This window comes from Winogradskyella sp. 4-2091 (assembly GCF_045765065.1).
GTDB lineage: Bacteria > Bacteroidota > Bacteroidia > Flavobacteriales > Flavobacteriaceae > Winogradskyella.
Genome location: NZ_JBJKOD010000009.1, coordinates 39048 through 54070 on the forward strand (window position 1 = coordinate 39048; position 15023 = coordinate 54070).

13 protein-coding genes are annotated in these 15023 nt (G+C 34.5%); 12 read left to right on the plus strand and 1 reads right to left on the minus strand.

Translation table 11 applies throughout. The features are described 5' to 3' along the window. Positions 1–9: 9 nt before the first annotated feature. Complete coding sequence (locus ACJBCC_RS12505; RefSeq protein ID WP_407557352.1) at positions 10–774, minus strand: alpha/beta fold hydrolase; 765 nt, start codon at positions 772–774, stop codon at positions 10–12. Between the two features lie 283 nt (positions 775–1057). Between ACJBCC_RS12505 and mraZ the strand changes: the two genes are divergently transcribed. The 12 genes from mraZ to ftsA all read left to right on the plus strand — a co-directional run bounded on the left by mraZ (position 1058) and on the right by ftsA (position 14963). Continuing rightward, positions 1058–1528, plus strand: a complete 471-nt coding sequence (mraZ, locus tag ACJBCC_RS12510; RefSeq protein ID WP_299101899.1) for a division/cell wall cluster transcriptional repressor MraZ — start codon at positions 1058–1060, stop codon at positions 1526–1528. After that, positions 1515–2411 (plus strand): 16S rRNA (cytosine(1402)-N(4))-methyltransferase RsmH, encoded by an 897-nt coding sequence (gene rsmH, locus ACJBCC_RS12515; RefSeq protein ID WP_407557400.1) that lies wholly within the window; start codon positions 1515–1517, stop codon positions 2409–2411. Before mraZ ends, rsmH begins: the two co-directional genes overlap by 14 nt. A gap of 28 nt (positions 2412–2439) precedes the next feature. Further along, on the plus strand, positions 2440–2763 hold the full coding sequence (locus tag ACJBCC_RS12520) for an FtsL-like putative cell division protein (RefSeq protein WP_173299361.1): 324 nt from the start codon (positions 2440–2442) through the stop codon (positions 2761–2763). Between the two features lie 10 nt (positions 2764–2773). Next, positions 2774–4786 (plus strand): penicillin-binding protein, encoded by a 2013-nt coding sequence (locus tag ACJBCC_RS12525; protein WP_407557353.1) that lies wholly within the window; start codon positions 2774–2776, stop codon positions 4784–4786. Next, a complete protein-coding gene (locus ACJBCC_RS12530) occupies positions 4783–6243 on the plus strand; it encodes a UDP-N-acetylmuramoyl-L-alanyl-D-glutamate--2,6-diaminopimelate ligase (RefSeq protein WP_407557354.1) in 1461 nt (486 codons plus the stop codon). The genes ACJBCC_RS12525 and ACJBCC_RS12530 overlap by 4 nt, the downstream gene beginning before the upstream one ends. 13 nt (positions 6244–6256) lie before the next feature. Beyond that, entirely contained in the window at positions 6257–7498 is a 1242-nt protein-coding gene (gene mraY / locus ACJBCC_RS12535) for a phospho-N-acetylmuramoyl-pentapeptide-transferase (RefSeq protein ID WP_299101891.1), read from the plus strand. A 94-nt stretch (positions 7499–7592) separates the two neighbouring features. Continuing rightward, the gene (murD, locus tag ACJBCC_RS12540) at positions 7593–8990 is read left to right on the plus strand and encodes a UDP-N-acetylmuramoyl-L-alanine--D-glutamate ligase (protein WP_407557355.1); all 1398 of its coding nucleotides are present in this window, start codon (positions 7593–7595) and stop codon (positions 8988–8990) included. Between the two features lie 84 nt (positions 8991–9074). Beyond that, a complete protein-coding gene (locus tag ACJBCC_RS12545; RefSeq protein ID WP_407557356.1) occupies positions 9075–10262 on the plus strand; it encodes an FtsW/RodA/SpoVE family cell cycle protein in 1188 nt (395 codons plus the stop codon). An 85-nt stretch (positions 10263–10347) separates the two neighbouring features. Beyond that, positions 10348–11448 (plus strand): undecaprenyldiphospho-muramoylpentapeptide beta-N-acetylglucosaminyltransferase, encoded by a 1101-nt coding sequence (gene murG / locus ACJBCC_RS12550; RefSeq protein WP_407557357.1) that lies wholly within the window; start codon positions 10348–10350, stop codon positions 11446–11448. 64 nt (positions 11449–11512) lie between these two features. After that, a complete protein-coding gene (gene murC / locus ACJBCC_RS12555) occupies positions 11513–12919 on the plus strand; it encodes a UDP-N-acetylmuramate--L-alanine ligase (protein WP_407557358.1) in 1407 nt (468 codons plus the stop codon). Then, entirely contained in the window at positions 12906–13628 is a 723-nt protein-coding gene (locus tag ACJBCC_RS12560; protein WP_407557359.1) for a cell division protein FtsQ/DivIB, read from the plus strand. The genes murC and ACJBCC_RS12560 overlap by 14 nt, the downstream gene beginning before the upstream one ends. Before the next feature lie 3 nt (positions 13629–13631). Then, on the plus strand, positions 13632–14963 hold the full coding sequence (gene ftsA / locus ACJBCC_RS12565; protein ID WP_299101879.1) for a cell division protein FtsA: 1332 nt from the start codon (positions 13632–13634) through the stop codon (positions 14961–14963). The last annotated feature ends 60 nt before the right edge of the window (positions 14964–15023 follow it).

Here is a 15023-nt window from a genome sequence, read left to right on the forward strand (position 1 = left end):
GCATGGGCTTTAAAATCCACGTTTTTCTAACCATCCATTCAAAATTGTATTAAATTCTTCAGGATGTTCCATCATAGCTGCATGGCCACATTTGTCAATCCAGAATAATTCAGAATCTGGTAATAATTCATCAAATTCAACTGCAACTTCAGGAGGTGTAACATTATCATTCTTTCCCCAAATAATACAAACAGGTGTATTCATTTTAGGTAAATCTTTTGCCATGTTATGTCTAATTGCACTCTTAGCAATAGCTAAAGTTTTAATCAATTTGTTTCGGTCATTTACAGTTTCGTAAACTTCATCAACAATTTCCTTTGTGGCAACAGCAGGATCGTAAAATACGTCTTGCGCTTTCTTTTTTATAACTTCGTAATCGCTTCTTTTTGTGTAGCCTCCACCCATTGCGCTCTCATATAATCCAGAACTTCCGGTTATGATAAGTGCTTTAACCTTGTTAGGGTTCAGTTTTGTATAGTATAGTCCAATGTGTCCACCTAGTGAATTTCCGAGTAAAATAACCTCGTCCAATCCTTTAAACTCAATAAATGATTTAAGGTAATTAGCGAAACTTTTGACGTTAGTTTTAATTAACGACATGGTGTAAATAGGCAATTCAGGAATAATAACTTTATAACCCTTTTTGCTAAAGTGTTCTGTAACAGCATCAAAATTACTAAGTCCACCCATTAATCCGTGTAACACAATAATTGGTGTGCCTTCTCCTACTTCGATATATCTATAATCCTTTTCTTTTTTTAAAAGGTGTGCCATGTACAAGTTAGTGGTTATGTGTTAAAAACAAATATAACCAAATCCTTTAGAATAAAAATAATATGCAAAAAATATCGATTTTTTATTCAAATACTTCAAGAATGAGAATTGTTAATAATTCCCACTTGCTAATGCTTTGTCAAAAGTCGAATTCATTACGGTTGTTATAAATGAAATATTTATTAATCAAAAACTTATCAACAAATGTGGTAGATTGTGGTAAAATGTGGTGAAATTTTCAATATCTTTGATTCTTAATCGTTAAAGTGGTAAACGAAACCTTTTGAATTCATTTATAGGAACATACGAATGTAAAGCTGATGCCAAAGGAAGGCTAATGATACCTGCTGTGCTTAAAAAGCAGTTGTCGTCAGCTTTGCAAGATGGTTTTGTTTTGAAGCGTGCTGTTTTTCAGCCATGTTTAGAATTGTATCCAATGTCTGAGTGGAACAAAATGATGGAGAAGATTAACAAGCTAAACCGCTTTAAAAAAAAGAACAATGATTTTATCAGACGCTTTACAGCTGGTGTTAAAATTGTTGAGGTAGATAGTACAGGGCGATTATTGATTCCGAAAGATTTAATCAGTTTTTCAGGGATAAGTAAGCAAGTAGTTTTGGCATCTGCAGTGAATATTCTTGAAATTTGGGATAAAGATAAATACGAACAAGCTATTGATGATGCGGCTTCAGATTTTGCTGATTTGGCCGAAGAGGTAATGGGACAAGACGATGAAGAAAATGGATTATCATAATGCAGTTTTACTTAAGGAGACCGTTGATGGTTTAGATATTAAACCAGATGGCGTTTATGTAGATGTTACGTTTGGTGGAGGAGGCCATAGCCGTGAAATCTTATCACGTTTAGGGCCTAACGGAAAATTATACGCTTTTGACCAAGATAAAGATGCACTAGAAAATACTATTGATGACGACCGTTTTGTGCTCATCAATGAGAATTTTAGATACATCAAACGATTTTTAAGGTTTTATGGTGTAAAAGAAGTTGATGGTGTTTTAGCTGATTTCGGTGTGTCATCTCATCAATTTGATGTTGCGGAACGTGGTTTTTCTACAAGGTTCGAGGCAGATTTAGATATGCGAATGAATCAAGATAATCAGCTTTCGGCTTTTGAAGTCATTAATGATTACGAAGAAGAGCAAATTAAAACTGTGCTTTTGCAATATGGTGAATTAAGGCAAGCGCCTGCTATGGCGAGAGTAATTGTCGAAGCTAGAAAAGAAGGAGCTATTAAAACCAGTGAACAGTTAAAAACGGTTTTAAAGAAATTTCTAAACCATCAAAAAGAGAATAAAGTCTTGGCTCAGATTTATCAGGCGATAAGAATTGAAGTAAATCAAGAAATTGAAGTCTTAAAAGAATTACTGCTTCAAACACCAGAAATTTTAAAACCAGATGGTCGCTTAAGTTTTATATCATACCATTCTTTAGAAGATAGGTTAGTAAAACGATTTATTAGAAACGGACTTTTTGAAGGCGAGCCAGAGCGTGATGTGTTTGGGAATTTTGAAGTGCCTCTAAAAAAGGTTGGCGGATTAATAATTCCTTCAAAAGAAGAAATAAAAACAAATAATAGAGCAAGAAGTGCTAAGCTTCGAATTGCGAAAAAATTATAAAAGTTTCCTGCCTTTGTAGGAAGTAAAAATGAGAAAAAATATTTATCACATACTAAGAGGGAAATTTCTAATCAGTGATGATTCGTTTAAAAATTGGCGTATCATCATTTTAATTTCTGTCTTAGCTATAATAATGATTGCTAGTTCTCATAAGGCGGACCAGAAGGTTTATGAAATTGCAAAATTAACCAATGAGGTAAAAGAATTACGTTCTGCATTTGTGGATAAAAGAGGGAAGCTAATGCAGCTTAAAAAAGAATCTTTTGTAGAGGTAGAAATGAAAGCAAAAGGAATTGGGATTTCCTTAAACCCACCAACAAAAATAATAGTAAAGTCGCAACAAGAGCAATAATAAACAAACTTTGGCAATAACAGAGAAAAACATATTACACAGATTATATTTCGTGGCAGGCTGCTTGCTTGTGTTCGCGATTGCTGTGGTGTTTAAACTTGTGAATATTCAATTTGTTCAAGGAGACGAATACAGAGCGCTTGCTGAGAAAAGAACACTTGAGGATTTCGATATTCCTGCAAATCGTGGCAATGTATATTCTGCGGATGGCAGTTTGTTGGCAACCTCCATTCCCAAATATGATATTAGAATTGATGCCATTCAGGCGAAGCCAGCTACTTTCGAAAAGTATATTGGTGCTTTGGCAGATTCACTTCATGTTTATAAAGGAAAACCTGCTTCGTATTATAAAACCATCATTCGTAAAGCACGAAAAAACAAAAACAGATATTTCCTTTTAGCTCGAAACATTAGCTATTCAGATTATATAAGAATGCGAAATTTTCCTCTCTTAAATCTCGGAGCGATTAAAGGTGGTTTAATTGTAGAACAAACCACAAGACGAGAGCATCCAATGGGAGGCGTTGCGTCGCGTTCTATTGGTTACGAGCGATTTGACGAAGATGGAAATGTAACTAGAGCAGGCATAGATGGCGCTTTTGGTGTAAAATATTTAAGAGGAACTAACGGTAAGCGTCGTAAACAAAAGATAGGAAATGGACAATGGAAACCTATTGCAGATTACGACCAAGTGGAGCCAAAAGATGGCTATGATGTGTACACAACTATAGACGTTAATATTCAAGATATTGCACATCATTCGTTGTTAAAGCAATTAGAATTATACGAAGCTGAACACGGTTGTGTTGTTGTTATGGATGTTAAAACTGGCGAAGTTAAAGCCATTGCTAACTTGGCTAAAACATCAAAAGGCACCTATTACGAAAAAAGAAACTACGCGGTTTATGAAGCTCATGAACCAGGTTCTACATTTAAAGTTATGGCGATGATGGCAGCTTTAGAAGATAAAGTAATCGACACATCAACAGTTGTAGATACAAAGAAAGGAAGAAAGAAATTTTACGGTCGTGTTATTACGGATTCTGGTGCTGGTTATGGCGAAATTTCTGCAGCACGTGCATTAGAGGTGTCTTCAAATATTGGTTTGGCATCAATTATAGATGATAATTATGCTAAACAACCACAAAAATTTATTGACCATTTAAAAGATTGGAAGCTAAATGATTCTCTTAATATTTCAATAATGGGAGAGGGAATACCAGATATTCCAGAACCTGGAGCTTCAAACTGGAGTAGAAACGCATTGCCTTCTATTGCTTATGGCTATAATTTAACGATTACGCCTTTGCAAACATTAACGTTTTACAATGCGATTGCAAATGATGGCGAAATGATAAAGCCACGTTTTATTAAATCGGTTAAGTCATTTGATAAGGATATTGAAGTGTTTGAAAAAGAAGTTATCATCGATAAAATATGCTCAGATAAAACACTTTTTGAGGTTCAAGATATTTTGAAGAACGTGGTCATTCGTGGTACTGGTCAGCGTATGTATTCTGAAACATTTTCTATGGCAGGCAAAACCGGAACAGCGAGAACGGATTATTCCGATTTAGAAAAATGGTATAAAGACAAAAAATATGTGTCGTCTTTTGCTGGATATTTTCCGGCAGATAACCCTAAATATTCTTGTATTGTAGTGATTCATAAACCAAGTACTAAAGTAGGGTATTATGGAGCAGATGTTTCTGGGCCTGTTTTTAAGAGGATTGCTCAAAAAATTTATACAGATACGCCAATTATAGATGAAATTGAGACCCTCGATTTCAAAAATAATATAGTTAATAAAGATTTTGAAAGTTATTACGATAACGCTCAAAAATATAAGGAACTAATGCCAAGCGTAGTGGGTATGCCAGCAATGGATGCGATTGCGTTGTTAGAAAACTTACAAGTAGATGTACGCGTAAAATTAACAGGTAGTGGTATTGTAAAGAAACAGTCTGTTGAGAAACATCATAAATTAGAGTCTAACCAAACTATCATTTTAGAAGCATCATGATGGTATTAAAAGACATATTATACAAGGTTACAATAAACGCAGTGGTTGGTAGCACAAGCATTACGGTTAGCAAAATTGAATTCGATTCGCGTCAAATAAAAACTAATGATGTTTTTGTGGCTATTTCTGGGACGATTACAGATGGTCATAACTATATAGAAAAAGCGATTAAAGATGGAGCAACAGCTATTATTTGTGAAACATTGCCTGAAAACCTTCAAGATGACATCACATATGTAGAGGTAGCAAACTCTAATCAGGCAATGGCTTTTATGGCTAATAATTTTTATGGTCAACCGTCTGAGAATTTAAAACTAGTTGGTGTTACAGGGACAAATGGTAAGACAACGGTATCAAGTTTACTGTATCAGCTATTTAAAAAAGCAGGATATAAAGTTGGCTTATTGTCTACAGTGAAAATTATGGTGGATAATACCATGTATAAAGCGACGCATACCACGCCAGATTCTTTAACTATCAATAAATATTTACAGCTAATGAATGATGAAGGTGTAGAATTTTGCTTCATGGAAGTGAGTTCACATGGTATTCATCAAAGTAGAACTGAAGGCTTAAAGTTTGAAGGTGGCATTTTTACAAACCTCTCTCACGACCATTTAGATTATCACGAAACGTTTGCTGAGTACAGAGATGTAAAGAAAAAATTCTTTGACCAATTGCCAAAGGAAGCCTTTGCATTATCTAATATCGATGATAAGAATGGTCTGGTAATGTTTCAAAATACCCAAGCCAAAAAATATACTTACGCTTTAAAAAACTATGCGGATTATAGAGCTCAGATTTTAGAAAATGAATTCAGTGGTTTGTTATTAAAGTTGAATGATAGCGAATTATGGACACGTTTAATAGGAAGTTTTAACGCCTACAATATTCTGGCTATTTACGGAACCGCCGAATTATTAGGCTTAGAAAAAGATGAAATTTTAAGATTGATTAGTGAGCTTGAAAACGTAGCAGGACGCTTTCAATATTTTATTTCAGATGAAAAAATTACAGCGATTGTAGATTATGCACACACACCAGATGCTTTAAAAAACGTATTGCAGACCATAAACGATATCAGAACTAAAAACGAAGAATTAATTACGGTTATAGGTTGTGGAGGCGATAGAGATAAAACCAAGCGACCAAAAATGGCGCATATCGCTTCGGCTTTAAGTACAAAAGCCATCTTTACAAGTGATAATCCACGTAGCGAAGTGCCAGAAACGATTATAGAAGATATGGAAAAAGGCGTAGAGCCTCAAAATTTTAAGAAGACATTGTCTATAACCAATAGAAAACAAGCCATTAAAACAGCTTGCCAATTGGCAGGACCAAAAGATATTATTCTCATCGCTGGAAAAGGCCATGAGAATTACCAAGAAATTAAAGGCGAACGCTTTGATTTTGATGATTATAAAATCGTTCAAGACTATTTGAAACAATTACAATAAACAACAACCAATAATGCTGTATTACTTATTCGAATATTTAGAACAACAGTTCCAATTACCAGGAGCGTCACTTTTTGGGTTCATAACCTTTAGAGCGGCTGTGGCAATTATATTGTCGTTGTTGATTTCTACAATTTTTGGTAAGCGTATTATTCGTTTTTTACAAAGACAGCAAGTAGGCGAAACTATTAGAGATTTAGGTCTAGAAGGGCAAGTTGAGAAAGCTGGTACACCAACCATGGGTGGAATCATCATTATTCTAGCGACTTTGATTCCTGTATTGTTGTTAGCGAAGCTTGAAAATATTTATATCATCCTTTTAATCGTTACTACGCTATGGATGGGAACCATTGGGTTTATTGATGATTATATCAAGAAATTCAAAAATGATAAAGATGGCTTAAAAGGGAAATTTAAAGTTTTGGGTCAGGTTGGATTAGGAATCATAGTTGGAGCCACCTTATTCTTTCATCAAGATGTGACCTTAAAGGAGAAGTTGCCAATTGCGCAACAAAATGAAATTAGGGCTGAGAACCCAAACGTGCAAGCAACTAAGTTGTTTAAGGCAGAAGAGAAATCAACAAAAACAACGATTCCTTTTTTAAAAGACAATGAGTTTGATTATTCAGATTTAATCACATGGATAAGTCCAAGTTTAGAAAAATATACGTGGCTAGTATTTATTTTGGTTAGCATTATTATTATCACAGCAGTATCTAATGGTGCAAATCTAACAGATGGAATAGATGGACTCGCAGCAGGAACTTCGGCCATAATTGTATTGACTTTAGGGATTTTTGCTTGGGTCTCTAGTAACATCGTTTTTTCTGGTTACTTAGATATTATGTACATCCCAAGAGCTGAGGAAATCACAATTTACATTGCAGCCTTTGTTGGTGCATTGGTTGGTTTTCTTTGGTATAACACCTATCCAGCACAAGTGTTTATGGGAGACACTGGGAGTTTAACGATAGGAGGAATTATTGCGGTTATTGCTATTGCGGTTAGAAAGGAATGGTTAATTCCTATTCTATGTGGCATATTCTTAGCAGAGAATTTATCAGTCATTTTGCAAGTCAGTTATTTTAAATACACAAGAAAGAAATTTGGAGAAGGACGACGCATTTTTAAAATGTCGCCTTTACATCATCATTATCAAAAATCAGGTTATCACGAGAGTAAAATCGTTACGCGGTTTTGGATTGTAGGAATCTTACTTGCGATAATTACTATAGTAACCTTGAAAATTAGATAGATGAGTTTGTCATTCCTGCGAAAGCAGGAGTCCACAATACAGAGTAGAATAAAAGTAGATTCCTGTCGTCGCAGGAATGACAAAAAGGAAAGTAATGAACGAAGCAACAAATAACCAGCAGAGTAAGAGGTCCTTCCCTTCTGGGGAAGGATTCAGGAAGGGGCTTCGATTAGTAATTCTTGGTGGAGGAGAAAGTGGTGTAGGAACAGCGCTTTTAGGAAAAGCAAATGGATATAAGGTTTTTGTATCAGACAAAGGAAAAATTAAAGACAAGTATAAAGACGTTCTTTTAAATAATGAGATTGAATTTGAAGATGAACAGCATACGGAATCAAAAATTCTGAATGCAGACATCATCATGAAAAGTCCTGGTATTCCAGATAAAGTGGCTTTGATAAAACAGATTCGTGAAGCCGGAATTAAAGTGGTTTCAGAAATTGAATTTGCTTCAAAATTTACAGAAGCAACTTTGGTTGCAATTACAGGTAGTAATGGTAAAACCACAACGGCAACGTTAACACATCATTTGTTGCATCAAGATTTAGATGTGGGTTTAGCTGGGAATATAGGCGACAGTTTCGCGAAGCAAATTTTAGAAAAAAATCATGATAACTACGTGTTGGAGATTAGCAGTTTTCAATTAGATGATATCATCGATTTTAAACCAAAAATTGCGATTCTAACGAATATTACACCAGACCATTTAGATAGATACGATTATAAGTTTGAAAACTATATCGCTTCAAAATTTAGAGTGGTAGAGAATCAAACAGAAGATGATTATTTCATTTACGATGCAGATGATGACGTTATTGTGGAGTACATGAAAACGCATCAAATTCAATCAAAAAAATTGCCTTTTTCATTAACGCGAGTTATGGAGCAAGGCGCATATTTAGACAATAACAATATAATAATAACAATAGATAATAATAAAATCACTATGCCAACAGAAAATTTAGCACTAGAAGGAAAACACAACGTGAAGAATGCAATGGCAGCTTCTACTGTGGCACATTTACTTAAAATTAGAAAGCAAACTATACGCGAGAGTTTAGAGAATTTTCAGGGTGTAGAGCATCGTTTAGAAAATGTTCTAAAGATTAATAAGGTGCAATACATTAATGATTCAAAAGCGACCAACGTAAATGCTACTTATTTTGCTTTAGAAAGTATGGATGCACCAACGGTTTGGATTGTTGGAGGTGTAGATAAAGGTAACGACTATAAAGAGTTGTTTCCGTTTGTAAATGAAAAAGTAAAAGCGATTATTTGTTTAGGTACAGATAATGCTAAGCTTATGGATGCATTTGGAAAAATGGTAGATGTTATTATTGAAACGGAGTATATGAGTGAAGCTGTGAAAATAGCTTACAAATTGGCTGATGCTGGAGATAATGTATTGTTGTCGCCTGCGTGTGCTAGTTTTGATTTGTTCGAAAATTATGAAGACAGAGGTCGTCAATTTAAAAATGCGGTTAGAAATTTATAAAATGTAGTCATTCCTGCGAACGCAGGAATCCAGAATAAGGTAAACAATTAGATTCCTGCCTACGCAGGAAAGACAAAGCGGAAAATGCAAAACATATTCAAACAAATAAAAGGAGATAAAGCCATTTGGGCTATAGTCGCGTTGTTGGCTATATTCTCGTTTATGCCTGTTTATAGTGCTGCAAGTAACTTAGCTAATGCTGGGCATACCAATACGTTTTCCTTGTTGGTAAAACACTTTATGCATTTGTTATTGGGCTTTGTTATTATGTTTGGGGTACACAAAGTGCCTTACAAATATTTCCGTGGCTTGTCTATGGTAATGATTCCGATTGTGTTTGTTTTGTTACTGATAACAATGCTTCAAGGCACTACTATTGATGGCGCAAATGCAAGTCGTTGGATTCAGATTCCTATAGTGAATATGTCCTTTCAAACATCAACGTTAGCGTCTGTAGTGTTAATGGTTTATGTGGCTAGATATTTATCTAAAATAAGAGACAAGGAGATTAAGTTTAAGGAAACTATTTTACCACTTTGGACACCAATCTTTCTGATTCTAATTTTAATACTTCCTGCTAATTTTTCAACAACAGCCATCATATTTACAATGATTATGATGTTGGCATTTATTGGTGGTTATCCATTAAAATATTTGGCGTTAATGATAGTATCTGGTATTGCGGCCTTAGCTATTTTTATATTGGTAGCAAAAGCATTTCCAGAAGCTATGCCAAATAGAGTAGATACGTGGATGAGTAGAATTGAAAATTTTACAAACGGAGAAGACACCGAAGCGGATTACCAAATTGAAAAAGCAAAAATTGCTATTGCAACAGGAATTACACCTTTAGGACCAGGTAAAAGCATACAGAAGAACTTTTTGCCACAATCGTCTTCAGATTTTATTTTCGCCATAATCATCGAGGAATACGGTTTGTTTGGTGGCATTTTTATTCTGTTTTTATATATGTGGTTGTTATTTAGAATTGTGGTAGTGAGCCATAAATCAGATTCCATATTTGGTAAATTATTGGTCTTAGGTGTTGGGTTACCAATTGTATTTCAAGCCTTAATTAATATGGCAGTTGCTGTGGAGTTATTCCCAGTTACTGGTCAGACATTACCGTTAATTAGTAGTGGTGGAACATCAATTTGGATGACCTGTATGGCAATTGGAATTATTCTGAGTGTTAGTGCTAAACGCGAAGAGCTAAAAGAACAAGAAGAAGCAGAAGATAATCCATTAGCCATTTTAAGCGAAGCGATTTAGATACACAGAAAAGAGGTTAGTAAAGAGAGTTAAGGATAAAGAAATAAGACAAAAGACTAAAGACTAAAAAAATAGAAATTAAAATTTGAAGCCATATAAATTCATATTATCAGGAGGTGGGACAGGAGGACATATTTACCCTGCGGTTGCAATTGCGGACGAGTTAAAGTCGCGCTATCCTAATGCTGAGTTTCTTTTTGTTGGTGCTTCAGATAGAATGGAAATGGATAAGGTGCCTCAAGCTGGTTATAAAATTGACGGGTTATGGATTTCTGGAATTCAAAGAAAATTAACCTTAAAGAATTTAGCCTTTCCATTTAAATTGATTTCAAGTCTTTTAAAATCTCGAAAAATCATAAAGACATTCAAGCCAGATGCCGTTATCGGAACAGGTGGTTTTGCAAGTGGTCCATTATTACAAGTGGCTTCTTCAAAAGGAATTCCGAGTTTAATTCAAGAGCAGAATTCATTTCCTGGTATCACAAATAAGTTACTAGGAAAAAAAGTGAATACCATTTGTGTGGCTTATGATGGTTTAGAGCGGTTTTTTCCTAAAGAGAAAGTAAAGCTGACAGGAAATCCCATTCGTAAGGATTTATTGGAAGTAAAAAATAAACAGATAGAAGGTAAAGATGCCTTTACGTTAAAGCATAATAAAAAAACACTTTTAGTATTAGGTGGAAGTTTAGGAGCAAGACGTATCAATCAATTAATTGAAGCTAATATTGAGTTTTTTGAAACACAAGATATCCAAGTGATATGGCAATGCGGAAAATTGTATTACAATCAGTATAAACAATACAATGATTTAGATAGAGTGCAAGTACATGCGTTTTTAAATCAAATGGATTTGGCTTATGCAGCTGCAGATGTTATAATTTCTAGAGCAGGAGCAATTTCGGTTTCAGAATTATGCATTGTTGGTAAGCCTGTCATTTTTATTCCGTCGCCAAATGTGGCAGAAGACCATCAGACAAAAAATGCAAAGTCGGTTGCAGATAAAGGCGCAGCGATTTTAATACGAGAAAAAGATTTAGATGCTGATTTTCAAAATGAATTTTCTGCATTGATTTCAAACGAAGACAAACAAAAAGAATTAAGTAAACATATTGAAGCCTTAGCATTAGTTAATGCCACAAATGATATTGTGGATGAGGTGGAAAAATTATTAAATGGCCCATCTTAATCTTCCCTAAGGGAAGAAACTGAGACGCGTCAAAATGTAAGAGTCAAAAATAGGAATTACAAGAATGAACATGGATAACGAACATATTAGCAACCGTGAAAAAGCCCTTCCTAATGGGAAGGGTTTGGGATGGGCTTCTAGTGTTTATTTCATTGGCATAGGAGGCATCGGAATGAGTGCTATTGCGCGTTATTTTGTAGCCAACGGTAATCAGGTGGCTGGTTATGATAAAACACCAACTGAAATCACTAAGTCGCTTGAGGCTTTAGGTGTTCAAATCCATTTTGAAGATAACGCAGAACACATTGATTCAGAATTTTTAAATCCTGAAAACACATTGGTGGTTTATACACCTGCGATTCCTAAAAGTCATTCGGAATTTAATTATTTTAAAGATAATGGTTTCAGTGTTTTAAAACGTTCAGCAGTTTTAGGCGAAATCACAAAGCAAACCGTTTGTTTGGCAGTTGCTGGTACGCATGGTAAAACAACAACGACAAGTATTTTAGGTCATTTATTAAATACATGTAATGTACCTGTTACGGCTTTTTTAGGTGGCATTAGTGAGAATTATAATTCTAATTTAATTCTTAACGGAACAGACGTTACAGTTGTGGAGGCAGATGAATTTGATCGTTCGTTTTTAACCTTGTCGCCAGATTTTGCATGCATCACGTCAATGGATGCAGACCATTTAGATATTTACGGAAATGCAGAAGAGCTCGTAAAAACGTTTAAAGATTTTACAGCGTGTATAAAACCTAACGGAAAACTATTTGTAAAAAATGGATTGCCTTTAAAAGGCATTACTTATGGTGTTGAAGATGATTCAGATTATAGTGCGCTGAACATTTCAATAGAAAATGGCAGCTATATTTTTGATGTAAAAACACCAAAAGGCATTCAAAAAGGTTTCAAATTTAGTTTGCCAGGAAGGCACAATTTATCTAACGCCATTATTGCTTTAGCTATGGCTGTTGAGTATGGTTGTTCGTATAGTGATTTGGCTATTGGGTTAGAAACTTACAAAGGTGTAAAACGCAGATTTACATATCATATAAAAACCAATGATTTTGTTTTTATAGATGATTATGCGCATCATCCTGAGGAAATTAAAGCAGTGCATCAAGCCGTAAGAGAAATGTATCCAGATAAAAAGGTGTTGGCAGTTTTTCAACCGCACTTATTTAGTAGAACACAAGATTTTGTAGATGGATTTGCAGAAAGTCTTTCAAATTTCGATCAATTATTGTTGTTAGATATTTATCCTGCAAGAGAATTACCAATTGAAGGTATAACCTCAAAATGGCTTTTAGAAAAGATTGAAAACCCGAATAAAAAACTAATTCAAAAATCAGAAATAATTGATGAAATTAATAAATCTGATGCTCAAATTGTGTTAACTATTGGAGCAGGAGATATAGGAGCTGAAGTTAAACATATAAAAGAAGCGTTCTATGTTGAAAATTAATTACAACTACATAAAAATCATTGTATTAATTCTGTTGGTTGGTTTTTTGTTTGCGTTTTCAAATCAAAGAAATAAGAATAGAATTGTTGGAGAACCAAGCATAAAATTCTTGGGCGAAAACAAATTATTTATAACAGAATCGAATGTTAGTAAATTGTTAATACAAAATTTAGAACCTGTTTCAAAGCAGCCTAAAGATATTATAGATTTGAATGAATTAGAATCTGCCCTGAAATCTAATCCAATGATCAAGCAAGCGGAAGTGTTTATGTCAGTAAACGGTACACTTTCAGCCGAAATTGAACAGAAACGACCTATCGCAAGAGTGAACACAAATGCGTCTTATTATATAGACGATGAAGGTGGATTTATGCCTCTGTCTTATAATTACGCTGCAAGAGTGCCACTTGTTACTGGAAATATTAAGAAAAATAAGCTTCAAACTGTCTTTCAATTTGCAAAAATTGTAGATGAAGATGATTTCTTAAAGAAACATGTCATTGAGATTCGTCAAAACGACGATAATACAATCGATTTTAAAATTCGAAAAAGTGATTTTACGGTTCACGTAGGAACTTTAAATCAGCTCGAAAAAAAGATAAATAATTTTAAAGCGTTTTATCAAAAGGCTTTTAAAGACCAAATTTTGGATAGCTATGCATTAGTAAATTTAAAATTTGATAAACAAGTGATTTGCACCAAAAAGTAAACTATGGACAAACAAAACATTTCGGTAGGTCTAGATATAGGAACCACAAAAATTGTGGCCATGATTGGTCGCAAAAACGAGTATGATAAAGTTGAGATTTTAGGCTTAGGTAAGGCTAAAAGTATGGGAGTGCATCGTGGTGTGGTAAATAATATTACCCAAACGATTCAGTCTATACAACAAGCGGTTCAAGAGGCAGAAGCGGCAGCTGCAGAGAAAATTGAAGAAGTAACGGTTGGTATTGCTGGTCAGCATATACGTAGTTTACAACATAGCGATTACATAACGCGTCCAAATTCTGATATCGTTATTGATGAAGATGATATTGATCGTTTAATCAATCAGGTGCATAAATTAGTAATGCTTCCAGGTGAAGAAATTATTCATGTATTACCTCAAGAATTTAAGATTGATGGTCAAGCCGAAATTACGGAACCAATAGGGATGTATGGTGGACGATTAGAAGCTAATTTTCATGTGGTAGTTGGTCAAGTATCATCTATCAGAAATATAGGAAGATGTATTAAAAGTTCTGGTTTAGAATTAGAAGGCATCACTTTAGAACCTTTAGCGTCTGCAAATGCAGTGTTAAGCAGAGAAGAAAAAGAAGCTGGTGTAGCATTAATTGATATAGGAGGTGGAACAACGGATTTGGCTGTTTTTAAAGATGGTATTATTCGTCATACAGCTGTAATTCCTTTTGGTGGAAATGTAATTACTGAAGATATCAAAGAAGGCTGTTCAATAATCGAAAAACAAGCTGAGCTTTTAAAAGTGAAGTTTGGGTCAGCATGGCCAGGAGAAAATAAGGATAATGAGATTGTATCTATTCCTGGATTAAGAGGAAGAGAGCCAAAAGAGATCACATTAAAGAATTTGTCTAAAATTATCCACGCTAGAGTTGTGGAAATTATTGAGCAAGTTTTTGTTGAAATAAAAAATTACGGTCACGAGGAGCAAAAGAAAAAACTTATTGGTGGTATTGTTTTAACTGGTGGAGGAAGCCAATTAAAGCACCTAAAGCAATTAGTAGAATATATTACAGGTATGGATACTAGAATTGGCTATCCAAATGAGCATTTAGCAGGCGATAGTGATGAAGATATAGCAAGTCCACTTTATGCAACAGCTGTAGGTTTAGTGATGGACGGTTTAAAACGTCAAGAACGTAAAAAAGCAGAAGCAATAGAAGAAGAGTTGATTATTGAGAATATAGCAGAAGAAGTAGAGGAACCAGAGGTTGAAGTTAAACCAGAGGAACCAACAAGAGAGCGTCGTTCATTCTTAGATAAATTAACAGAACGCGTAAAAGATTTTTTGGATAATGCGGAATAAGCGCATTCAAATTATCTAATACAGTATTAAAATAAAATTGAAAACCCATAATTACAATTA

What these genes read in the sequence shown, in the direction of transcription:
- ACJBCC_RS12520 (WP_173299361.1), top strand. Translation starts at nt 2,440, where the DNA reads ATGAGAAAAAATATTTATCACATACTAAGAGGGAAATTTCTAATCAGT.
- ACJBCC_RS12560 (WP_407557359.1), top strand. Translation starts at nt 12,906, where the DNA reads ATGTTGAAAATTAATTACAACTACATAAAAATCATTGTATTAATTCTG.
- ftsA (WP_299101879.1), top strand. Translation starts at nt 13,632, where the DNA reads ATGGACAAACAAAACATTTCGGTAGGTCTAGATATAGGAACCACAAAA.
- ACJBCC_RS12505 (WP_407557352.1), bottom strand. Translation starts at nt 774, where the DNA reads ATGGCACACCTTTTAAAAAAAGAAAAGGATTATAGATATATCGAAGTA.
- murD (WP_407557355.1), top strand. Translation starts at nt 7,593, where the DNA reads ATGAACGAAGCAACAAATAACCAGCAGAGTAAGAGGTCCTTCCCTTCT.
- ACJBCC_RS12545 (WP_407557356.1), top strand. Translation starts at nt 9,075, where the DNA reads ATGCAAAACATATTCAAACAAATAAAAGGAGATAAAGCCATTTGGGCT.
- mraY (WP_299101891.1), top strand. Translation starts at nt 6,257, where the DNA reads ATGCTGTATTACTTATTCGAATATTTAGAACAACAGTTCCAATTACCA.
- ACJBCC_RS12530 (WP_407557354.1), top strand. Translation starts at nt 4,783, where the DNA reads ATGATGGTATTAAAAGACATATTATACAAGGTTACAATAAACGCAGTG.
- rsmH (WP_407557400.1), top strand. Translation starts at nt 1,515, where the DNA reads ATGGATTATCATAATGCAGTTTTACTTAAGGAGACCGTTGATGGTTTA.
- murC (WP_407557358.1), top strand. Translation starts at nt 11,513, where the DNA reads ATGAACATGGATAACGAACATATTAGCAACCGTGAAAAAGCCCTTCCT.